The 19,635-nt window shown below is 61.6% G+C and carries 23 protein-coding genes and 1 tRNA gene; 11 read left to right on the top strand and 13 right to left on the bottom strand.

What is annotated here, in order from left to right:
- Positions 1-31: 31 nt before the first annotated feature.
- The 3 genes from TR36_RS09390 to TR36_RS09380 are packed head-to-tail and all read left to right on the top strand — an operon-like array spanning position 32 to position 2,831.
- On the top strand, positions 32-580 hold the full coding sequence (locus tag TR36_RS09390) for an SH3 domain-containing protein (protein WP_237763549.1): 549 nt from the start codon (positions 32-34) through the stop codon (positions 578-580).
- Complete coding sequence (locus TR36_RS09385; protein ID WP_045391427.1) at positions 577-1,458, top strand: cation diffusion facilitator family transporter; 882 nt, start codon at positions 577-579, stop codon at positions 1,456-1,458. Before TR36_RS09390 ends, TR36_RS09385 begins: the two co-directional genes overlap by 4 nt.
- Complete coding sequence (locus TR36_RS09380; protein ID WP_045391431.1) at positions 1,455-2,831, top strand: glutamine synthetase family protein; 1,377 nt, start codon at positions 1,455-1,457, stop codon at positions 2,829-2,831. Before TR36_RS09385 ends, TR36_RS09380 begins: the two co-directional genes overlap by 4 nt.
- Here the strand turns inward: TR36_RS09380 and TR36_RS09375 are convergent.
- Positions 2,813-3,481 (bottom strand): CbiX/SirB N-terminal domain-containing protein, encoded by a 669-nt coding sequence (locus TR36_RS09375; protein ID WP_045391434.1) that lies wholly within the window; start codon positions 3,479-3,481, stop codon positions 2,813-2,815. The genes TR36_RS09380 and TR36_RS09375 overlap by 19 nt on opposite strands.
- Positions 3,482-3,641: 160 nt before the next feature.
- Between TR36_RS09375 and TR36_RS09370 the strand changes: the two genes are divergently transcribed.
- On the top strand, positions 3,642-4,307 hold the full coding sequence (locus TR36_RS09370; protein WP_045391437.1) for a hypothetical protein: 666 nt from the start codon (positions 3,642-3,644) through the stop codon (positions 4,305-4,307).
- Positions 4,308-4,350: 43 nt separating this feature from the next.
- On the opposite strand, the gene TR36_RS09365 is transcribed toward TR36_RS09370, so the two are convergent.
- From TR36_RS09365 to TR36_RS09355, 3 genes are read right to left on the bottom strand one after another with little or no spacing between them, the layout of a single operon-like run.
- The gene (locus TR36_RS09365; protein WP_045391440.1) at positions 4,351-4,737 is read right to left on the bottom strand and encodes a response regulator; all 387 of its coding nucleotides are present in this window, start codon (positions 4,735-4,737) and stop codon (positions 4,351-4,353) included.
- A 32-nt stretch (positions 4,738-4,769) separates the two neighbouring features.
- Positions 4,770-6,221: a sensor histidine kinase gene (locus tag TR36_RS09360; protein ID WP_045391443.1), complete on the bottom strand. Its 1,452-nt coding sequence runs from the start codon at positions 6,219-6,221 to the stop codon at positions 4,770-4,772.
- Complete coding sequence (locus TR36_RS09355; protein ID WP_045391446.1) at positions 6,218-7,723, bottom strand: ATPase domain-containing protein; 1,506 nt, start codon at positions 7,721-7,723, stop codon at positions 6,218-6,220. Before TR36_RS09355 ends, TR36_RS09360 begins: the two co-directional genes overlap by 4 nt.
- 172 nt (positions 7,724-7,895) lie before the next feature.
- Here TR36_RS09355 and TR36_RS09350 point away from each other — a divergent pair, with 172 nt between their 5' ends.
- Positions 7,896-8,450 (top strand): DNA-3-methyladenine glycosylase, encoded by a 555-nt coding sequence (locus TR36_RS09350; RefSeq protein ID WP_045391449.1) that lies wholly within the window; start codon positions 7,896-7,898, stop codon positions 8,448-8,450.
- A gap of 43 nt (positions 8,451-8,493) precedes the next feature.
- Positions 8,494-8,676 (top strand): hypothetical protein, encoded by a 183-nt coding sequence (locus TR36_RS09345; RefSeq protein ID WP_045391452.1) that lies wholly within the window; start codon positions 8,494-8,496, stop codon positions 8,674-8,676.
- 22 nt (positions 8,677-8,698) lie between these two features.
- On the opposite strand, the gene TR36_RS09340 is transcribed toward TR36_RS09345, so the two are convergent.
- The 6 genes from TR36_RS09340 to TR36_RS09315 all read right to left on the bottom strand — a co-directional run bounded on the left by TR36_RS09340 (position 8,699) and on the right by TR36_RS09315 (position 13,612).
- Positions 8,699-9,703, bottom strand: coding sequence for a DNA topoisomerase IB (locus TR36_RS09340; protein ID WP_045391455.1), 1,005 nt, complete (start codon positions 9,701-9,703; stop codon positions 8,699-8,701).
- Positions 9,704-9,741: 38 nt separating this feature from the next.
- Positions 9,742-10,491, bottom strand: coding sequence for a HesA/MoeB/ThiF family protein (locus tag TR36_RS09335; RefSeq protein ID WP_052362618.1), 750 nt, complete (start codon positions 10,489-10,491; stop codon positions 9,742-9,744).
- Positions 10,488-10,946, bottom strand: a complete 459-nt coding sequence (gene dut / locus TR36_RS09330; RefSeq protein ID WP_370553398.1) for a dUTP diphosphatase — start codon at positions 10,944-10,946, stop codon at positions 10,488-10,490. The genes TR36_RS09335 and dut overlap by 4 nt, the downstream gene beginning before the upstream one ends.
- 63 nt (positions 10,947-11,009) lie before the next feature.
- The gene (locus TR36_RS09325; RefSeq protein WP_045391462.1) at positions 11,010-11,438 is read right to left on the bottom strand and encodes a hypothetical protein; all 429 of its coding nucleotides are present in this window, start codon (positions 11,436-11,438) and stop codon (positions 11,010-11,012) included.
- Between the two features lie 46 nt (positions 11,439-11,484).
- On the bottom strand, positions 11,485-12,681 hold the full coding sequence (gene coaBC, locus TR36_RS09320) for a bifunctional phosphopantothenoylcysteine decarboxylase/phosphopantothenate--cysteine ligase CoaBC (protein ID WP_045391465.1): 1,197 nt from the start codon (positions 12,679-12,681) through the stop codon (positions 11,485-11,487).
- 55 nt (positions 12,682-12,736) lie between these two features.
- Complete coding sequence (locus tag TR36_RS09315) at positions 12,737-13,612, bottom strand: RNA polymerase factor sigma-32 (protein WP_045391468.1); 876 nt, start codon at positions 13,610-13,612, stop codon at positions 12,737-12,739.
- 198 nt (positions 13,613-13,810) lie between these two features.
- On the opposite strand from TR36_RS09315, the gene TR36_RS09310 reads away from it, so the two are divergent.
- From TR36_RS09310 to TR36_RS09300, 3 genes are read left to right on the top strand one after another with little or no spacing between them, the layout of a single operon-like run.
- Positions 13,811-14,680 (top strand): glutathione S-transferase, encoded by an 870-nt coding sequence (locus tag TR36_RS09310; protein ID WP_045391471.1) that lies wholly within the window; start codon positions 13,811-13,813, stop codon positions 14,678-14,680.
- Between the two features lie 54 nt (positions 14,681-14,734).
- A complete protein-coding gene (locus TR36_RS09305; RefSeq protein ID WP_045391474.1) occupies positions 14,735-16,234 on the top strand; it encodes a YifB family Mg chelatase-like AAA ATPase in 1,500 nt (499 codons plus the stop codon).
- A gap of 57 nt (positions 16,235-16,291) precedes the next feature.
- On the top strand, positions 16,292-16,504 hold the full coding sequence (locus TR36_RS09300; RefSeq protein WP_052362619.1) for a hypothetical protein: 213 nt from the start codon (positions 16,292-16,294) through the stop codon (positions 16,502-16,504).
- Here TR36_RS09300 and TR36_RS09295 read toward each other — a convergent pair.
- From TR36_RS09295 to TR36_RS09285, 3 genes are read right to left on the bottom strand one after another with little or no spacing between them, the layout of a single operon-like run.
- Positions 16,495-17,469 carry an aldo/keto reductase gene (locus tag TR36_RS09295; RefSeq protein ID WP_045391477.1) on the bottom strand — a complete coding sequence of 325 codons (975 nt, stop codon included), beginning with the start codon at positions 17,467-17,469 and terminating at the stop codon, positions 16,495-16,497. The two genes, TR36_RS09300 and TR36_RS09295, sit on opposite strands and share 10 nt — an antisense overlap.
- 53 nt (positions 17,470-17,522) lie before the next feature.
- Positions 17,523-18,176 carry a GntR family transcriptional regulator gene (locus tag TR36_RS09290; RefSeq protein WP_045391480.1) on the bottom strand — a complete coding sequence of 218 codons (654 nt, stop codon included), beginning with the start codon at positions 18,174-18,176 and terminating at the stop codon, positions 17,523-17,525.
- Complete coding sequence (locus tag TR36_RS09285) at positions 18,173-18,865, bottom strand: M48 family metallopeptidase (RefSeq protein ID WP_237763548.1); 693 nt, start codon at positions 18,863-18,865, stop codon at positions 18,173-18,175. The genes TR36_RS09290 and TR36_RS09285 overlap by 4 nt, the downstream gene beginning before the upstream one ends.
- Before the next feature lie 132 nt (positions 18,866-18,997).
- On the opposite strand from TR36_RS09285, the gene TR36_RS09280 reads away from it, so the two are divergent.
- Together TR36_RS09280 and TR36_RS09275 are read left to right on the top strand one after the other, a co-directional pair.
- Positions 18,998-19,324 (top strand): TIGR02300 family protein, encoded by a 327-nt coding sequence (locus TR36_RS09280; RefSeq protein ID WP_045391483.1) that lies wholly within the window; start codon positions 18,998-19,000, stop codon positions 19,322-19,324.
- A gap of 101 nt (positions 19,325-19,425) precedes the next feature.
- A tRNA-Ala gene (locus TR36_RS09275) sits at positions 19,426-19,501 on the top strand.
- Positions 19,502-19,635 lie beyond the last annotated feature (134 nt).

The raw sequence follows: 19,635 nt of genomic DNA, 5'->3' as shown, positions 1-19,635 counted from the left end.
CTGGATACAACGGCAACGAAGGATGCTCGCCATGAAGGGATTGATCCGCGCCATTCTGGTGGCAGGGCTGCTTGCAGGCGGCATGGCCAGCGCACAGGAACTGGGGGCTGATGACAGCCCGCAGGAAACAACCGCGCAATCGGCCGACCCGAATGTCGGCGCTGTGACCCATCTGCCGCTGCCCCGTTACGTTACCCTGAAAACGCGCGAGGGGAATGCCCGGCGCGGACCCAGCCTGACCCACCGGATCGACTGGGTATTCGCGCGGGATGGAATGCCGCTGAAGATCACGGCCGAATACGGCCACTGGCGCCGGGTCGAGGATTCCGAGGGCATGGGCGGATGGATGCACTATGCCCTGCTGTCCGGCACCCGCAGCGTCATGATAACCGCCGATATCGCCGACCTTCATACAAGCCCCAGCGATGATGCCGCGATCGTTGTCCGCGCGGAAAAGGACGTGATTGCCCGTCTGATGCAATGCACCCCCAATTGGTGCCGTGTCCGCATAGGTGACCAGAACGGCTGGGTCAGCAAGACCGAAATCTGGGGGGTGGACCCCGGCGAGACGGTGGAATGAGCGGGGGCCACCCCTCTCGTGACAGGCTGACGCTTCAGGCCGGGCTGGCCTCCATAACCGTGGCCACCATTCTTGTCGCGCTGAAGCTGTGGGCCGTGGCCGCTACCAGCGCGCTGTCGGTTGCAGCCTCCCTTGCAGATAGCGCGATGGACCTGATCGTGTCGCTGGGAGCGATGGCAGCCATCGTCTATGCGCAGCGACCCGCGGATGAGGACCATGCCTTCGGCCATACCTCTGCCGAGGATATCGCAGCCCTGGGGCAATCGTTCTTCATCATGCTGTCTGCCATCATTATTGGCGGTGCCTCTGTTCTGCGGTTGCTGTCGAATGCCCCCAGCCCGCTGCGGGATGAGACGGGCGGTATGGTGGTGATGGTCATTTCCATCGTGCTGACCTTGCTCTTGGTGTGGTGGCAGGGCCGGATTGCCCGCATGACAGGCAGCCGCGTGGTTTCGGCCGACAGGTTGCACTATCTCGGGGATCTGATTCCCAATTTCGGGGCGCTGATTTCCCTGCTTGCGGCGGGTCGCCTGAATCTGCCGCAGGTGGACAGCCTTGTTGCGCTGTTCGCCGCCGCGATCATGGCGCGGGGTGCGCTGAAGATCGGGCGCGGCGCCTTCGATGCCCTGATGGACCGGCAAGCCGATCCCGAAGTACTGCGCGGCATTGCAACGCTCAGCCAGAATTGGCCGGGGGTGCAGGGGCATCACGACCTCAAGAGCCGCGTTGCCGGCAGCCGTGTATTCATCCACCTGCATATCGAACTGGATGGCGACCTTTCCCTGCGCGACGCACATGAGATCGGCGCTGGTCTGAAGCGCACAATCATGCTTGCCTATCCCCAAGTGGATATCATCATTCATAAGGACGTTGCATGATTGCCCCATCCGGTGCCTGCCCGACCGAGGCCGAGACTTTTCTTGCGGCCCATCCCCATATCAATGCCATCGATCTGGTCCTGTCGGACGTAAACGGCATTGCCCGGGGAAAGATCATCCGGCGGCACGAACTGATGGCCCTGTATCGCGACGGTCGTCTGCTTCCTGCCTCGATCCTGGGGCTGGATATCTGCGGCGAGGATGTGCACGAAACCGGACTCGTCTGGGAATGCGGCGATGGTGATGTGCGCGCGTGGCCCGTGGCAGGATCGCTGGTGCCGCTGCATGGCACCACGCGGGCCGAGGTGCTGCTGCAGGTGCATCATCTGGACGGATCGCCGATGCTGGCTGATCCTCGGCATGCATTGCAACGGCAGGTCGATCTTCTGGCAGCCGATGGCCTGCATCCCGCCGCCGCATTCGAGCTGGAGTTCTTTCTTCTGGATCCGAACCGTGGCCCGGATGGGGCCCTGCGCCCAGCCCCGGCAGTGCTGGACGGGCGCACCAGCCACCGGACCGAAGTCTATTCCGTCGATCACCTGCAAGGCATGATCCCGCTGTTCGACGACATCTATGCCGGTGCCGAACTGGCGGGGATCAAGGCTGAAACCATGATCTCGGAGTTCGCGCCGGGACAATACGAGCTGACGCTGGCCTATCGCACCTCGGTCGTGAAGGCTGCGGATGATCTGGCGCGGATGAAACGGATCGTGCGGGCACAGGCACGGGCACATGGCGTGGTCGCCTGCTTCATGGCCAAGCCCTTTGCCGGTGTCTCCGGTTCAGGCATGCACCTGCACATCTCGTTGAACGATGACGAGGGGCGCAACATGTTTGCCGAAACGGCGGAGGGCGAATGGTCTGACCGTATCCGCCATGCCATCGGGGGGTTGCAGGCAACGATGGATGAATCGATGCTGGTCTTTGCCCCGCACGCCAATTCATGGCGCAGGTTCACCGCCGAAAGCTATGCCCCTATCGCGCCGACTTGGGGGGTGAACAACCGGTCGGTTGCCTTCCGCATTCCGGCAGGGGGCAAGAACGCACGGCGGATCGAACATCGCCCCTCGGGGGTGGATGCCCAACCCACGCTGGTGGCCGCCACCGTGCTTGCGGCCATGCGTCATGGGATGACAGCGCACATCGATCCGGGGCCGGAAGTGACGGGCAACGGCTATGCCAATCCGCCATCGCCGACCATGCCCGCCGACTGGCGAGAGGCGATCGGCGCGGCGCAACGCTCCGCCTTTCTGCGCGATGCCTTGGGGCACGAGCTGCATCGCGTGTTCTGCGCAATCAAATCGGCTGAACTGGCACGGGTATCCGCGATCATTCCTGATGTCGATCTGGACCTTTACATGCACTCTGTCTGACGCAGGGCACGGGCGATCAGCGCAGGCACAGCCGGATCCAGACCGATCGGGGAAAGGCGCGGGCCTGCAAAGCCAGCAGCATCCAGTGCCTGTGGCAGATCATCTATCACATGCCCCCCGCGTGCTGCAAAGAACGGCAGGCAGGCGGCATCCGGCATGTCCTGCGCGATATCGGCGATCTGCGGCGATTGATCGATGAACCCCGCACGGCAAGGCATGCCCGTTGCCGCAACGATCCGTGCAGCCATATCATCCGCGATCTGCGCCGGAACCGGGCTTCGGAACGATCCGTGGGCTGCCAGCAGGATCGGGCGGTTCTGGGCTGCCGCGACCGCCAGTGTCAGATCGATCAGGGCCGGATCGGACCCGAACGGCGGCAGGATACGCCACCCCTCGCCCCCGGATTGGGCCAACCGTTCAGGCAGATGCACGCGGGTGAACCAGCCCTCCGCCATGAATAGCGGATAGATGACGCCCGTGCGCCCCGCCACCCCTCGGGCCAGGGCATCCTGTTCGGCCAATGTGGCGCTTTGAACATCCCAATCGGGCAAATGCGCCTGAACGCGGGCGGCAAGGGCCGCAATTTCTGCGGCGGCGGGTTCGGGGTCGGAGGGTTGGCCATGAGCCACGATCAGGGCGTGATATGTCATATACGGCAATCTGGTGCGGTTGGGCAGGATGACCACCTGTCATCAATGCGTCACAGATTATTTTTCTTTATGACAAGACGCCACGTAATTGTAACAGCAACATGTCAAATGGTCGCATAAAATCCTAGGTCAGCCCATTGCCGATTCAAAGGACTGCGTCATGCCCACCCCCAATTTCAGCGTTATCGCCCGAACCATCGCCATTCTGACGCTTGGGTATCTGGTGATCTCGGCGGCTGAGGTCTCGGATCTCCACCTGTTCTTCAAAGAGGGGCACGGCGTGGAAGAGGCATCGCTGGGCATGCTGGTAGGCTCGATCTGCCTGTGGTTCTGGCTGGCAGGTCCCTATCGCTGGTCGGAATGGCAGATCCCCGCAGTGATGCTGCTGATGCTGGCACGCGAAATGGATGCCGACAAGCGGTTCACCGAACACGGGCTGCTGAAGCTGACAACCTACACACATCCGGCCCCCCTTGCGGATAAGCTGATTGGCGGCGCAGCCATCCTGTTCGTGCTGTATGTTTCCTATCGCCTGATCCGCCGCAATGGCCCCTTGTGGTGGGCGCGCCTGCGGATGATGCGGCTGGATGCTGTGCTGATCACGATCGCCTTCATCTGCGGCGTATTTGCTAAGACATTCGATGGCCTTGGCCGCAAGCTGGCCCCCATGGGCATCGACATATCCGTGCAACTGAACGATCTGGCGGGGCAAGGCGAAGAAGTGCTGGAGCTGGCCTGCTACTGGCTGATCGCCGTGGCCATTGCCCGCCTGGCCACGCCGGAGTTCCGGCGCAATGTAGTCATGGATCACGTACCAGCCGAATAAGAGATTCAAACAATACCCGGGTGCCCCTGCGGGCACCCTTTGGTCATTCCGGCTGGCGCGCCGCGATATCGCCCAATGCCTCGATGATACGGCTTGTCGGATAGGGCTTGGGAAAGAATGCCACCCCTTCCGGCAGGTTGCGGTCATTCGCGTTCACGATACCCGATGCCACGATGATCCCGACCGCAGGCCAACGCCCCTGCACATAGGCCGCCAGTTTCAACCCATCCATCGATCCGGGCATATCCACATCCGTAAACAGGATGCCGATATCGTCATGGCTTTCCAGAATGGTGATCGCCGCATCGGCGGATTTGGCACTATAGGTGCTGAATCCGGCGTCCTCGATCATGTCCACCGCTTCCATACGGATCAGGGGTTCGTCCTCGACCACAAGAACTGCGGGAGGAGATTTGGGAATACTGGTCATTCTTGCTTCTATTCACACATAGGGTTGATAGCCTATTCGCCGGTCGTCAGGCCCGTGACCGGAGCTATCAGGTTGAATCGCAAACCCCCGACATCGTAGTCGAGTTCCGCCGACCCATCGAAATATCCTGCCAGTGCCTGTTCGATCATGCGGCTGCCGAACCCCTTGCGCGCGGGCGGGGCCACCGGCGGGCCACCCGTTTCGATCCATGAAAGGTGGAATTGTGCGTCGGCCATTTCCCATTTCAGATGCACATGCCCCCCTGCAACCGATAATGCGCCATATTTGACGGCATTGGTTGCCAATTCGTGAAGCGCCATCGTCAGGGCCAGTGCCTGCTTGGACCCGACAGGAAGGTTCGGCCCTTTCACGATGAACCGCGCCTCGCCGTTGCGATGGGGGGCCAGCGCTGCATCGATGACATCAAGAATATGCGCCTCGGTCCAGCTGGACTGCACCAGCCGATCATGTGCCTGCGACAGCATTCCGATCCGCGACTGGATTGCCGCCCGCGCATCCTCCAGATTCTCGGCCTGACGCAGGGTCTGCGAGACGATTGCATGCACCATCGCCAAGGAGTTCTTCACCCGGTGGTTCATCTCGGCCAGCATCAGCTGCCGCTGCTCTTCGGCGGTTTTCATGCGGTGGATATCGGTGCAGCTCCCATACCAGCGGATGATCCTGCCATCCACGTTCCGCACGGGCTGCGCGCGGCCCAGCACCCATCGGTAATCGCCGCTGCGGTGCTTCAGCCGATACTCAATCTCATAATGATCGCCGGTGCCGAGGCTGTGGCGCCAGCGCCGCCAAATGTTATCCTGATCGTCAGGGTGGAACAGTTCGGCCCATGCCTCCCCATCCGTGGAGCCATAGGGAACACCGGTAAATTCATACCAGCGACGGTTGAAATAGTCATGAAAGCCTGTTGGGGTGGTGGACCAGATCATCTGGTCCACGGAATCCGCAATGGCGTGAAACTGCGCTTCGCTCTCGAAAAGCTGCTTTTCCCGAAGCCGCAGCTCTTCCATCCGTTTGCGGGCATCGTGCTGACGGCCGCGGGCCGTCAGTGCAGAGCGGACGGAGCGGACCAGTTCCTCTGCATGCAGCGGACGTGACAGCAGAACGGCATTTCGCAAGGAATCCATCCGGCGGATCGCCCTGTCCGACCGGTTGCTGACCGTGCCGTTCGCCAGCACGACAAAGGGCACATCCGACCAGGCAGGCTGATCCTGCAAAACCCGCAGCAAGCGCTCTTCGTCCGGGCCTGCCAATGCTTCTTCGGTGATCAGAACCGCGCCGACACGCTGCTCGATCAGCGCGGCCAGCCGGTCCAATCCGGAAACAATGATCGTCCCGATACCTTCCTTGTGCAGAAGCTGCGCAGCCACCACCGCATCCCGCCCGCGGGGGGCCAGGATCGCGACGGCGCCGGTCGGATCGGACCCTGCCCCCGTCACCGCAGCGGGGGGCCATTCCGGCGTCATTGCGAATTACCCTCCAGCGGCAGGAGCGCGCCCTGCTCTGGATGATAGATCGGCACGCCGGACAGGATGCCCCTGAAGTTGCGCAGGGGCTGGCCCACCAGAAGGCCGCCCTGGTCGATGCGGAATTCGCGGATGCTGCGTTCATGATCCGAGGTCCGCGTCTTGATGACGGAGATGGATTTGCGAACCTCCCCTTCCGCCTCGAAAAAGCGCAGCATCATGACCGTATCAGCAAGATAGCTGATGTCGATGTCGGACCGCAGATCCCCTGTCACGCCATGCTGGCCAAGGATCATCATCGATACGACACCCTGCTGCGCCAGATAGCTGAGCAATTCGTGCATCTGCAGGACAAGGTAGTTATCGCTTGGCATGGCGTGCAGATAGGCATTCAGGCTGTCGATCACGACAATCCCGACATCCCCCTCTTCCACCGCTGACCGGACCGCGCTGGCGAACTGCCCCGGCGACAGTTCCGCCGGATCGATCTGGCGGATCTGCAGCAGGCCCGAATCCAGATAGGGCTGCAAATCCATGTTCAGGGCCCTAGACCGGATCAGTAGGGTAGACAGACGTTCGTCGAACAGGAAATACGCCGCCTTCTGCCCGCGTTGCAGCGCTGCAATCATGCATCGCACCGCCGTGGTGGTTTTTCCCACGCCCGCAGGTCCGGCCAGCAGCGTGTTCGTACCGGGGAACAGTCCCTCTCCCAGCAGGGCATCCAGTCCCTCAAGCCCCGTTGTGACAGGCAGGCTGGAGAATGTGCGATGGTGATGGGCTGCTATCAGGCGCGGGTACACACGGATACCGCCGCGCTCGATGGTCAGATCGTGGAACCCGCCATGATACTGCAACCCCCGCATCTTTATCACCCGCAGGCGGCGACGCTCGGCCCCGAAATCGCTTGCGGAATGCTCCAGAGAGATGACGCCATGCGCAATGGAGTGCAGCTGCAGATCGCCCGGCTCGGCGGTCCGGTCATCCAGCATCCAGACGGTACAGTTCCGGCGGGCGAAGAAATGCTTCAATGCCAGTATCTGGCGGCGGTACCGCAGCGGATTCTGCGCCAGAAGCCGCAGCTCCGAAAGGCTGTCCAGCACAACCCGCCGGGGATTGATCCGTTCGACCAGATCAATGATGCCGCGCACGGTTTCGCCCAGCTCCACCTCGCTGGGATGCAGCAGCGTCTGTTCATGTGCCGCGCTGAATTCATCCTCGGCCACCATCTCGAACAGGGTAACCCCGTCAAGCGACCACCCGTGGGAAAGCGCCACCGCCTGCAGTTCGTTTTCCGTTTCGGAAAGGGTGATATACAGCGCCCGATCCCCCGCCTGACGCCCCTCCAGCAAAAAGCGCAGCGCCAGCGTCGTCTTGCCCGATCCGGGCGTTCCTTCTACCAGATACAGCCGCGAAGGCGTCAGCCCACCCCGCAACACATCATCAAGGCCAGGTGTACCGGTCAGAATTCTGGTTTGGGGATCGCTCCCGGTTGTGCCGTGCATATTGTCACTTCTCCGAGCAGCAACCCAACGCGATCCAGCACGCGACAGGTGTTCTTGTATGGTTCATGCTGTAATATGACTCACGCCCCCAAGCAATTCGCTTTGATAGTTCTTCGGGTCCAAATCCCGGCGGTCATATTGATTGCACGGGGCTTTGGTCCAGTTATGGGGGATGAACGCCATTTCCCCCCTTCCCCACAGCTGGTTCGACAGGCCGGCCCCTTTGGTCGCCCATGATCTGATAGGGGCGCGGCTGATGCTGCGCGGCGCGGGGGGGACGATCGTCGAAACCGAGGCCTATACCCTCGATGATCCGGCATCGCACAGCTTTTCAGGAATAAGGCCGCGAAATCGGGCTATGTTCGGCCCTGCCGGAATGGCCTATGTCTACCGATCCTACGGGATACACTGGTGCCTGAATGTGGTGTGCCGCCCGGGTGACGCTGTTTTGTTCCGCGCGCTGGAACCCCTGTGCGGCATCGGGCAGATGGCAACCCGGCGGGGCCTTGATGATCCAAGGCGCCTATGTGCCGGTCCGGGGCGTCTGGGTCAGGCACTGGGGATCGGGCCCGCGGACGATGGAACCGACATCCTTCGCATAGAGCGTGGGGGCGATGTACAGGTCATGAGCGGCCCGCGGATCGGAATATCGCGGGCGGTGGATCAGCCATGGCGGTTCGGGTTGGCAGGATCACGCTTCCTGTCGCGGCGGTTTGCGGGAACTTGAACACGGGTTGCATGGTTGCCTTCACAGAATGAAGGAGGATGTTATGACCGACCTGACCCAGATGATTGGCGTACCGAACCCCGGCGACACCCCGCCAGACATGCCACCACCGGCCCCCGGCCCCGACACCACCCCGGATCCGATGCCGGACCCTGCCCCCATCCCGCCGGCCGAGGATCCGATCCCACCGCAGCCGGGCGAGATCACGCCGCCGATCCACAGCTGATCCCGGCGGAATGGCTGTGCGTCTAAGCCCTCAGCAGCCCCAGCATCCGGCGTTCATCCGCCCGCAGGGCGCTGTCACCCTCGGTTGGCAGCGCCTGCATCATTTCGTGGCGCACATCCGCATCCATTTCCGCCAGTTCCAGAACCTTCGGGTGGATATAGGATTTTCTGGCGATGCTTGGGGTATTTGCCAGCGTTTCGGCAGCAGCCTCGGCCATGGATCTGATAGACAGACAAGCGTCACCGGCAGCTCTTGCCTCGGTAAAGGCGGCGAGCGAACCGCCCCATGTCCGGAATGTCTTGGCCGAAGCCCCCTCAACCCCTGAAGCCTCGGCAATGTATTCATTCAGATTGTTAGAAGATACCGGATGCGAAACTCCCGCATCATCAAGCCAGGTGAACAACTGGCGACCGGGCAGATCGCCGATCACATGCATGATCTTGTGCAGCCGCTTGTCATGCAGGGTACGGTTGACGGTCTTGCCCCCCTTCGCCCGGAACTTCAGGCGTACACGTCCGTCCGACAGGCTCAGGTGGCGGGCCAGCAGGGTGGTAGCACCAAAAGTGCGGTTCTCCAGCGCGTAGGACGGATTTCCGGCCCGCAGATGTGTCCGGTCGATCAGCAGGACCATTGCGGCAAGGCTGAAGGTCATATCCCCCGCCTCGCCCTTCAGGTCGCGATCAACCCGGCGCCGTAAACGGCCAAGTCCTTCGCCGAATTCCGGAAGATGGCCATATTTCGCCTCGGACCGCCAAAGCGCCCAATCAGCGTGGTAACGGTACTGTTTCCGCCCGCGCGCATCAAAACCGGTGGCTTGCAAATGCCCATTGGGCAACGCGCAAATCCACACATTTTCGTATGCAGGAGGAACGGCGAGTTTCAGGCACCGGGCACGCATTTCCCCTTTCAGCGTCAGACCGTCGGGGCCAACGAAGCGGAACCCCCTGCCGGATTTGTGCCGCCGGATTCCCGGCATCCTGTCATCCACATAAACCAGCCCTTCGGGGACCTGTACGTCATTCGGCATTTCCAACGCTCCTTTGGCGCGGATCAACCTGTGGCAGGTCAGAGCGGTTCCGTACCGCAGTCGGGGCACCCTGCCTTGCGGGTGACAGAGATGGTGCGTGCATCCATATGCAGGGCATCAAACAGGAACAGCCGGTTCCGCAGGGGCGTGCCTGCCCCTGACAGATATTTCACTGCCTCTGCCGCCATCATGGTTCCGATAATGCCCGGTAGTGGGCCCAGAACCCCCGCCTCGGCGCAGGTAGGGGCATCGCCCGCTTTGGGGGGATTCGGAAACACGCAACGATAGCAGGCCGAGCCATCTGCATGATACAGCCCGATCTGCCCGTCCCATTGCGCGATGGAGGCTGCAAGCAATGGACGATCCGCTGCCACGCAAAGTGCATTCAGCAGGTATCGTGTAGAAACGGAATCCGTACCATCAATCACAAGATCATGCGCCGCGACCAAGGGCGCATCCGCATCCTCAAAATGGTGGGAACAGGCGGTATATGCCGGTAGCGGATTGAGGGCCGCCAGCTGCGCGATGGCGGATTCCGCCTTGTTTTGTCCGATTGCGGCAGTGGTATGAATGATCTGCCGCTGCAGATTGGACAGATCCACCACATCCCCGTCAAACACGGTAATCGCCCCGACACCTGCGGCCGCCAGATAGGGTAACAGACCCGACCCCAGCCCGCCCGCACCGATGACCAGCACCTTGGCAGCCAAGAGACGCATCTGCCCGGCCCCGCCGATATCATGCAGCAGCATGTGGCGCGAATATCGCTCCAAGGCGTCAGGTGTCATCCGGTTGATCCGAACCCACCTGCCCCGCGTTCGGTCTGCGCAGAAAATTCCGCGACCACGTGCAGGTCCGGGCGCAGAACGGGAACAAACATCAGTTGGGCCACGCGCTCCCCCGGCTCGATCACGATGGGGGGTGAACCTGCCGCATTGCGGTTCCAGACGCTCATCTGGATGCCACCGGTATAGTCGGGATCGATCAGACCGACGAGATTGCCCAGAACCAGCCCCTTCTTATGGCCAGCGCCCGAGCGAGGCAGCACAAGGGCCGCCATTTCATTCGTATTCATGAACAGCGCGATACCTGATGGAACCAGAACCGCCTTGTCTCCAGGCTCAATCGTCAGCGGGGCATCCAGGCAGGCAAACAGGTCAAGCGCGGCCGAGCCTTCGGTCTGATATGCGGGCAGCCCCCATTCATGGATACGTTCGTCAAGAATCTTTACTTCGACCGTCATGCCCATTGCCGCTTCCTTCTATATTCCACCCGCAAAGGTAACGGAGCAGACCCGCACCGGCAACTAGTTGGCAGGCAGGACAGGCGCGCCTTCGACTGCATCATTCGTAGCGGATATGACAAGGGAATATGCCGCAGCCTCGATGCCGGGGGCAGCCGCAACGGCAACGGTGTAATCGCCCGTCTCGCTCAGCATCGCGGAAAAGGATTGGCCGTTGCACCCGCCGGTAAAGGTCGGAGCGGCTTTATCTGCACTGTCAGGGGTATAAAGCGTAAAGCATGCCCCCATATCCGGCGAAACCAGATTGATATCAAGGATCTGCCCCTCACCGGCATTCACCACATAGCGGACGGCCTCGGGCGCGGCCTGCCCTTCAAGCGTCACATGGGTGGCACCTTCGGGAAAATTGACACGCTGCGGCACCGCTTGGGCGAAGGCAGCGGATCCGGCCATCAAGGCCATGCTCAGCGTCAGCAGCGTGATACGGGGCATAGGAAACCCTCCTTTACAGAACACCCTGCCAACGCCCGAACGTAAATCAAGGTTCCCCGGCCAGCGTATCCGCAATGGAGCGGGCCAGACGGCTGGCTACCATATCCTTGGTCATGCGCGGCCACACTTCGGCCCCGTCCGGCCTGATGACCGTCACCTCATTTTCCGTGCCCCCCATAATTCCGGTGGCAGGCGATACATCATTGGCCACGATCCAGTCACACCCTTTGCGAAGCCGTTTTGCGGTGGCATGGGCGATCACATCATCCGTTTCCGCAGCAAACCCGACAACCAACGCCGGCCGGTCTGCGCCTTTTGATACGGTTGCCAGAATATCCGGGTTTTCGATCAGGGACAGCACAGGCAAGGTGCCGTTCTTCTTTATCTTGTGGTCCGTTGCATCTGCGGTGCGCCAATCGGCAACCGCAGCGGCAAAGACGGCAGCATCGGCAGGAAGTGCCGATTGGACCGCATCCAGCATCTGTCGCGCCGTTTCGACACGGATCACCCTTGTCCCTTCGGGTGCCGCCACATCGGCAGGACCGGTGATGAATGTCACATCCGCGCCCAGCGCGGCCAATGCACGGCCGATCGCGCTTCCCTGTGCCCCCGAAGACCGGTTGGCGATATATCTCACCGGATCGATGGGTTCATGGGTGGGGCCGGATGTGACGATGATGTGGCGCCCCTTTAGCGGACCGTCGGCCAAGGCAGCCTCGATCGCCGCAACAATCGCAAGCGGTTCGGCCAGCCGGCCCGGCCCGAATTCACCACAAGCCATCGACCCTTCGTCCGGGCCCACGAACCGGATGCCATCCTGTTGCAGAACCGCCAGATTACGCCGCGTGGCAGGGTGATCCCACATCCGCATATTCATGGCTGGCGCAACGAGAACCGGTGTATCCGTTGCCAGCAACAGGGTAGACGCTAGATCATCCGCCCGCCCCTGCGCCATTTTCGCCATCAGATCCGCGGTGGCAGGCGCCACGACGACAAGATCGGCCGAGCGCGAGAGCTGGATATGCCCCATCTCGGCCTCATCGGTCAGATCGAACAATTCCCGATGGACCTTGTGGCCGGATAGTGCCGCTACGGACATCGGGGTCACGAATTCCGCACCCGCGCGGGTCAGGACCGGCACCACCTGTGCCCCACGTTCGCGAAGGCGCCGGATCAGATCCAGCGCCTTGTATGCGGCTATTCCGCCACCGATAATCAGAAGAAGCCGTTTTCCGTGAAGCATGGTACCCTCCTGCTCGGGGTAACCTTAACTCTACGGCAGCACCCCCTCAAGCAGATCAGAGGAAGTGATGCACTTCGCGGTTCTGCGTTTCCAGATTCCGGCGCATCTTGTTGAAGGCAGCAGCCTCCAACTGGCGAACGCGCTCTTTCGACAACCCCAGTTCTTCACCCAGGGATTCCAGCGTGCGGGGAGATTCGCGCAACTTGCGCTCCGTCACGATGAAACGCTCACGCGGGTTCAGATTTTGAATAGCTGAAATCAGCCAAGTGCGCAGATGTGCCGCATCATGCGACCCTTCGACCTGTTCGGCAGCCTGAATGGTGTCGTCTTCCAGTGCATCGATCCATTCACGACCATCTTCGTCGGCAGACTGCGTCGAATTCAACGAGAAATCGGACCCGGACAACCGGCCTTCCATCATTTCCACATCTGCCAACGGCACACCCACTTCGGTGGCGATCATGTGGCGCAGTTGATAACCGTCCAGCTTTTCGCCGCGGGCTTCGGCCTCACGCTCCAGCTTGGCTTGCACACGGCGGAGATTAAAAAACAGGGCTTTCTGCGAAGATGTCGATCCGGTGCGGACCATCGACCAGTTGCGCATGACATAATCCTGAATCGACGCCTTGATCCACCAGACGGCATAGGTGGAAAAACGGACGCCGCGATCAGGATCGAACTTCTCGGCAGCTTTCATCAGACCGAGGCTGGCCTCTTGGATCAGGTCGTTCATAGGCGCGCCATACCGGCGAAACTTGGCGGCCATCGAAATTGCCAGACGCATATATGCAGTGATCAGCCGATGCAGGGCCTGTTCGTCCCGGTTATCCCGCCAAGCATAGGCAAGGCGCAATTCCGTATCCGCATCAAGAAGTTCGGCCTTCATAGCGCGGCGCGACATCATCTGATCGCTGGACATATCAAGTGGCATGATCCGAACCCTCTCTTTTTTGTGGTCCCGATCCAAGGGCGCACCCCCTTGACCCGGGAAGTTTCCGCCACAGATTATAAATCACATGCGGCAGGACCTGTTTTCTGAGGGGTTAACGACGCGTGCGGGCTTTAGTTCCGCAAAAACTTTCGGCAAGATCTATTTTTTCAACAATTGCTTCAGGCAAGGATCTTGGTGATGGCGCCCTATACGCTAGCCATTGGCGACAAAAGCTTTTCCAGCTGGAGCCTTCGGGCATGGCTGGCCTTTGACAAGGCGGGAATTCCGGTATCCACCCTTCAGGCTCCGCTTTATCAAGACGCCTTTGCCGAAGTGCTGAAGGCTTTTGCCCCGGCCCGGACGGTTCCCGCCCTGCGCCTGCCCGACGGCACAGTGATCTGGGACAGTATCGCCATTGCCGAAGAATTGCACAGCCGCCATCCTGAGGCAGGTCTCTGGCCGACCGATGCTGCGTTGCGCGCCACAGGCCGGGCCTTGGTTGCCGAAATGCATTCAGGCTTTGCGGCATTGCGCAGCCATTGCCCCATGAACCTGCGAATTGCCTATCGCGACGTGCCGGTGCCCGATGCCGCAGCACAGGATCTGGCGCGGGTCGAACGGCTCTGGTCGCATGCGCTCGATATCTCGGGAGGGCCATGGCTGCTGGGAGAATGGTCGCTGGCCGATGCCGCCTATGCGCCGCTTGCCATGCGGGTCGCAGGCTATGACCTGCCCGTCGGCAAGGTTGCACATGCCTATGTCGCGCAACATCTGGCAGATAACAGCATTCGTCGCTGGCGGGCCATGGGATTGGTGCGGGACAGTGATCTTGTGCAATACCACAAGGATTGGCCACGCCGTACCTGGCCATTCCCCACGCCACTGGCCGCACGCGCAGTGGATGGAACCGAGGCCGAGAATGACACCTGCCCCTACTCAGGGGATCCCGTGACCCATGTTCTGGAAATGGACGGGCGGCGGTGGGGGTTCTGCAATCCCACATGCCGTGACAAGACCGTTGCCGATCCTGCCGCCTGGCCTGCCTTCATGGCGATGATCGGGCGTTAATCATCCGCTAACCATGCGCGGCTAGGGCTGGCACATCGTCAGTCGGGGAAGACCATGGTCGCGCGTGTATATACGGTTGCTTTTGACGGCATAGAGGCGCGGCTGGTAGAGGTGCAATGCGCCCTTTCCCCCGGCCTGCCCGCCTTTACGATTGTCGGCCTTCCCGACAAGGCAGTGTCCGAGGCGAAGGAACGCATTCGCGCCGCGCTTGATGCCATGTCTATTGCCCTGCCATCGCGGCGCATCGCCATCAACCTTGCGCCTGCCGATCTGCCGAAAGAGGGAGCGCATTTCGATCTGCCCATCGCGCTGGCACTGCTGACCGCCATGCAGATCCTGCCGGCCGAAGATGTGGAACGGACGGTTTCCCTCGGGGAGCTGTCGCTGGACGGGCGGTTGATGCCCGTCATAGGCGCCCTGCCCGCCGCAATGACCGCCGCCGCAGAGGATCGCGCGCTGATCTGCCCCAAGGATTGCGGCCCCGAAGCGGCTTGGGTAGGTGCAACGCAAGTTCTTGCCGCCCGTACGCTGACCGAGGTACTGCGGCATTTCACCGGCCAATCCCCCATTACCCCCGCCGAGGCCTCAATTCCGGCAAACACCACCGCAGTGCCGGACCTGCGGGACGTGCGCGGCCACGAACGCGCCAAGCGGGCGCTGGAAATTGCTGCCGCCGGTCGGCACCATCTGCTGATGGTCGGGCAACCGGGATCGGGGAAATCCATGCTGGCCGCGCGGCTGCCCGGCATTCTTCCCCCGCTCAGCCCGCTCGAGGCGCTGGAGACATCGACCATCCATTCGGTTGCAGGGTTGCTGAAGGACGGATTCTGCCGTGACCGCCCGTTCCGCACCCCGCACCATTCGGCCAGCCCGCCTGCCATCACCGGCGGAGGGCGCAGCGCCAAACCCGGTGAACTGAGCCTTGCCCATAACGGCGTGCTGTTTCTGGACGAACTGCCCGAGTTTTCACGCATCGTACTTGAAACCCTGCGCCAGCCGCTGGAAACGGGTGATATCGTCGTGGCCCGGGCCAATGCCCATGTCCGCTATCCCTGCCGCTTTCTGCTGGTTGCTGCTGCGAACCCCTGTCGTTGCGGCCATATGGCCGATGCAGCGCGGGCCTGCGCAAGGGCGCCGATATGCGGTACGGATTACATGGGTAAAATATCGGGCCCGCTTCTGGACAGGTTCGATCTGCGGATCGACATGCCCGCCGTGAACTGGACCGAACTGGACGGCGCCCCCAACGGTGAACATTCTGCCACCATCGCCGCGCGCGTGGCGGCAGCGCGGCAGGTACAGACCCGCCGGTTTGACGGCCTTCCCGTCCGCACGAATGCCGAGGCCGACGGGGCGCTGCTGGATGATATCGCAACCCCGGACGCCGAGGGGCGCGCCCTTCTGGGCCGCGTGGCCGAACGGTTCGGCCTGTCGGCGCGCGGTTATCACCGTATACGGCGCGTGGCCCGGACCATCGCCGATCTGGATGGCAGCGATCAGGTCCGCCTGCCACATATTGCCGAGGCCGTCGGCTATCGCCTGAATACCGCCTGACCCTTTTTCCCCGACCGGCAACGCCCTAGGTTGCACATGAACAAGAAAGGGCGTTCGATGTTTATCCCGCTGATCATAGGCCTGATCGCGTTCTTCATCCTGTCATGGATATGGAAACGGTCCCGCACCCTGACCCGCGATTGCCGCTGGCGCGAGGACCGGCAGCAGGCCGGTCCTGACGAATCCTTCTTTCACTGCGTTACCTGCGGGGCAGAGACCCGTCTCCCCAAGGGGGATGAACCGCGCCATTGCCTCAGAGGTCAGCAGTAACGTTCCACATTCTGCATCTGATGGTCGCCATAACGATCACCCCATGCAAAGCCGGCAGGCAGGATCGCCTCTATGGCTGCCAGATCATCCGCCTCCAGCCTTGGCGGACCCAGCCATTCCCGCAGGTGGTCGGCGGTCCGGGTTCCCGGAATGGCCACGATGTTCTCCCCCTGCGCCAGCACCCATGCCAGCGCCGTACCGGCCACGGTCCACCCGCGTTCGGCACAGAAGCTGCGGAACGGTGCAATGGCTGCAAGGTTGGCCGCAAAGTTCGGCTCGCAGAACCGCGGGTTGGTATGGCGGAAATCAATGCCCGAGCGGAAATCCTCGCGCCGCAAAGGCAGTTCACCGAACATGCCCCGCGCCAAGGGCGAAAACGCCACGAATGTCGTACCCAGCTCTGCACATGTGCGGATCAGTCCCAGTTCGGGCTGACGGGTCCAAAGCGAATATTCATTCTGCACTGCCATGACCGGATGTACGGCATGGGCGCGTCGCAGGGTGGCGGGCGCAATCTCGGACAGGCCGTAACCACCGATCTTCCCCTCTGCCACCAGTCGCGCCATGGTCTCGGCAAGCTCCTCGACCGGAACACCCGGATCGCGGCGGTGGATATAATAGAGGTCGATGTGGTCCACCTTCAGCCGCCGAAGCGATTCTTCCAGGCAGGTCCGGATATATGGTTCGGAATTATCCACGCTGCGGGGGGGACCGCTGACGATGCCGCATTTCGTGGCGATGCGCATGCCATGGCGCCCTTGCCATCCGCCGATGATCTGCTCCGATACGCCAAGGCCGTAGATATTGGCCGTATCGATGAAATTCATTCCCCCTTCGGCTGCGGCACCCAGACAGGCCAGGGATGTCGCCTCGTCCGTTGCCCCGAACATGCCGCCAAAGCTCATCGCGCCAAGGCCGATCGCGCTGATCATAGGGCCATCGGCCCCCAGTTTCCGCATTTCCATCGCGCGCTCCTTTGTTTCTGACATCTCGCCGCACCCCTACAAGAAATGCGGCGTCAGGTTCGTTCCCAGCCTGCAAGATGGCGCAATCCTTGGGTAACATCCGTGCGGATGGCAAGGCGCAAGCCCGGCTCGTCCCCCGCACGCAGGGCCGCCAGAATATGGCGGTGATGGATCGGCGGCTCGTTCCGCCGCAAATGGCTGTAAAGTGCGCGCATCGTCGGCCCCAATTGCAGCCAGACCGTTTCGGTCAGGGCCAGCATTGCAGGGGCCTGTGCCCGCAGATACAGGGTCCGGTGGAATTCGAGGTTCGTCCGGATGTAGCCGACCGCATCCCCCTTCACCACGGCCTCTGCATTCGCGGCGTTGATCGCGGTCAACCGATCGATCAGGGCGAAATGCGCACGCGGCAGGGCACGACTGGCCAGATCCGGCTCCAGCAGCGCCCGAATGGACGCCAGCTCCTCGATCCGTTCGGGCGTCAGCTCGGGGGTGGCCACCCGCCCCGAGGAGGAAAGCGTCAGCGCTCCCTCTGCCACCAAGCGGCGAACAGCCTCTCTGGCCGGGGTCATGGATACATTCTGGTCCCGCCCGATTCCGCGCAACGTCAGCGCCTGCCCAGGCGCCACCTCACCATGCATGATGCGCGTTCGCAGCGCACGGTACACGCGTTCATGCGCAGGAGTGGTATCGATACGGGGCCGGATCATGCGAATCTCCAGGATTGCAGCGCCTGCCCGTCCGGGCCGCGAAGCCATGCACGACAGGTTCTGTACTCGGGACATAACCCCTCGACAACATTCCAGAAAGCCTGCGAATGGTTCATTTCTGCGAGATGCGCCACTTCATGCGCCGCAACGTAATCCAGAATGCGTGGCGGGGCCATGATCAGCCGCCAGCTGAACATGAGGGCCCCGTTGGCAGTGCAGCTTCCCCATCGGCTGCGGGTATCGCGCAGCGTCAGGCGGGAATAGGGCAGCCCCAATGCCGCCGAATGGCGGTCACATGCCTCGGCCAACCGCCCCCGCGCCAATGTGCGCAACCAGCCCGCCGCACGGGCCGCCGGGGCCGAGACGGGCAGGATCAACGATTCGCCTTCTATCCGTACAGGCCCCTTGCCCGGGCAAAGGGTAAGGCTTCGCCCTTCCACCGGCAGGACAGTGCCGAACCCCACCAGTGTCGGCGGTGCAATATCCGCCAGAACTTCCTGCAGCCAATCTTTGTGCCTGACGGCAAAAGCCATCCCGTCGGCCAGAGGCGCCCGCAACGGCATCGAAAGCGTCACACGCCCGTCAAGCTGCGAGACACGCAATGAAAACCGGCGGCTGCGGGCCGATCGGCGGATCACCAGCACGACATCCGGCAGCCCGGGCAGGGAAGGAACGGCAACATCCATCATCAACCGCCACTCTATTCTTGCAATTCCACGGCGTAACCCCCAATTGGGTGTATCCGAAAGCCTTTGACACCCGCACCGCCCTGTGGCAAGCGACTGCGACTCTGGACCCGCCAGCCTTTGAAGGAATTTGACATGCCCAAAGAGGATTGGGGCACGAAGCGCCTTTGCCCCACCACCGGCAAACGCTTTTACGACCTGAATCAAAACCCGATCGTCAGCCCCTACACGGGTGAGATCGTGGATATCGAATCCGCCCGCCGCAAGGCGGCCTCTGTCGTGATCTCTCGCGCCAAAGAGGAAAAGGATGACCAAACCGTGGTCGAGGATCTGGACGGCGACGATCTGCTGGATGACGACACCGGCAACGACACCGATGATGATCTGCTTGAAGACGACAACGACGACAACGTCTCGTTGGACGAACTGGCCGATGTGGCCGGCGACGACGACGAAAGCTGATTTTTTTAAAACTGGTCCCGGCGGGAATGCTTTTTTCTCTTGCACCCCGCCGCGCCCTCTTCTAGAAGGCCCAAACGAACCGGAAACGGAACGTACCCGGTGGGGTCATAGCTCAGTTGGGAGAGCGCTTGAATGGCATTCAAGAGGTCGGCGGTTCGATCCCGCCTGGCTCCACCAAATTAAACTATTGAAAAACGGTAAGTAATTCCGATCTTTTCTTTAGCTTAATTTACTCTGCCATGCAGAGATACATTCCCCCATTTGAAATTATCATGCGCTAATGCGCGATCATTGCATGCTGATCGCTGTGT

It is taken from the genome of Falsirhodobacter sp. alg1 (assembly GCF_000739715.2).
Taxonomy (GTDB): Bacteria; Pseudomonadota; Alphaproteobacteria; order Rhodobacterales; family Rhodobacteraceae; genus Falsirhodobacter.
The sequence above is the reverse complement of the archived record's forward strand: the minus strand, read 5'-3'. Positions and strand labels throughout refer to the sequence as shown.

Excerpts from the sequence above, each read along its gene's own strand:
- TR36_RS09390 (WP_237763549.1), top strand. The coding sequence starts at position 32 with ATGAAGGGATTGATCCGCGCCATTCTGGTGGCAGGGCTGCTTGCAGGC.
- TR36_RS09385 (WP_045391427.1), top strand. The coding sequence starts at position 577 with ATGAGCGGGGGCCACCCCTCTCGTGACAGGCTGACGCTTCAGGCCGGG.
- TR36_RS09380 (WP_045391431.1), top strand. The coding sequence starts at position 1,455 with ATGATTGCCCCATCCGGTGCCTGCCCGACCGAGGCCGAGACTTTTCTT.
- TR36_RS09375 (WP_045391434.1), bottom strand. The coding sequence starts at position 3,481 with ATGACATATCACGCCCTGATCGTGGCTCATGGCCAACCCTCCGACCCC.
- TR36_RS09370 (WP_045391437.1), top strand. The coding sequence starts at position 3,642 with ATGCCCACCCCCAATTTCAGCGTTATCGCCCGAACCATCGCCATTCTG.
- TR36_RS09365 (WP_045391440.1), bottom strand. The coding sequence starts at position 4,737 with ATGACCAGTATTCCCAAATCTCCTCCCGCAGTTCTTGTGGTCGAGGAC.
- TR36_RS09360 (WP_045391443.1), bottom strand. The coding sequence starts at position 6,221 with ATGACGCCGGAATGGCCCCCCGCTGCGGTGACGGGGGCAGGGTCCGAT.
- TR36_RS09355 (WP_045391446.1), bottom strand. The coding sequence starts at position 7,723 with ATGCACGGCACAACCGGGAGCGATCCCCAAACCAGAATTCTGACCGGT.
- TR36_RS09350 (WP_045391449.1), top strand. The coding sequence starts at position 7,896 with ATGAACGCCATTTCCCCCCTTCCCCACAGCTGGTTCGACAGGCCGGCC.
- TR36_RS09345 (WP_045391452.1), top strand. The coding sequence starts at position 8,494 with ATGACCGACCTGACCCAGATGATTGGCGTACCGAACCCCGGCGACACC.
- TR36_RS09340 (WP_045391455.1), bottom strand. The coding sequence starts at position 9,703 with ATGCCGAATGACGTACAGGTCCCCGAAGGGCTGGTTTATGTGGATGAC.
- TR36_RS09335 (WP_052362618.1), bottom strand. The coding sequence starts at position 10,491 with ATGACACCTGACGCCTTGGAGCGATATTCGCGCCACATGCTGCTGCAT.
- dut (WP_370553398.1), bottom strand. The coding sequence starts at position 10,946 with ATGACGGTCGAAGTAAAGATTCTTGACGAACGTATCCATGAATGGGGG.
- TR36_RS09325 (WP_045391462.1), bottom strand. The coding sequence starts at position 11,438 with ATGCCCCGTATCACGCTGCTGACGCTGAGCATGGCCTTGATGGCCGGA.
- coaBC (WP_045391465.1), bottom strand. The coding sequence starts at position 12,681 with ATGCTTCACGGAAAACGGCTTCTTCTGATTATCGGTGGCGGAATAGCC.
- TR36_RS09315 (WP_045391468.1), bottom strand. The coding sequence starts at position 13,612 with ATGCCACTTGATATGTCCAGCGATCAGATGATGTCGCGCCGCGCTATG.
- TR36_RS09310 (WP_045391471.1), top strand. The coding sequence starts at position 13,811 with ATGGCGCCCTATACGCTAGCCATTGGCGACAAAAGCTTTTCCAGCTGG.
- TR36_RS09305 (WP_045391474.1), top strand. The coding sequence starts at position 14,735 with ATGGTCGCGCGTGTATATACGGTTGCTTTTGACGGCATAGAGGCGCGG.
- TR36_RS09300 (WP_052362619.1), top strand. The coding sequence starts at position 16,292 with ATGTTTATCCCGCTGATCATAGGCCTGATCGCGTTCTTCATCCTGTCA.
- TR36_RS09295 (WP_045391477.1), bottom strand. The coding sequence starts at position 17,469 with ATGGAAATGCGGAAACTGGGGGCCGATGGCCCTATGATCAGCGCGATC.
- TR36_RS09290 (WP_045391480.1), bottom strand. The coding sequence starts at position 18,176 with ATGATCCGGCCCCGTATCGATACCACTCCTGCGCATGAACGCGTGTAC.
- TR36_RS09285 (WP_237763548.1), bottom strand. The coding sequence starts at position 18,865 with ATGATGGATGTTGCCGTTCCTTCCCTGCCCGGGCTGCCGGATGTCGTG.
- TR36_RS09280 (WP_045391483.1), top strand. The coding sequence starts at position 18,998 with ATGCCCAAAGAGGATTGGGGCACGAAGCGCCTTTGCCCCACCACCGGC.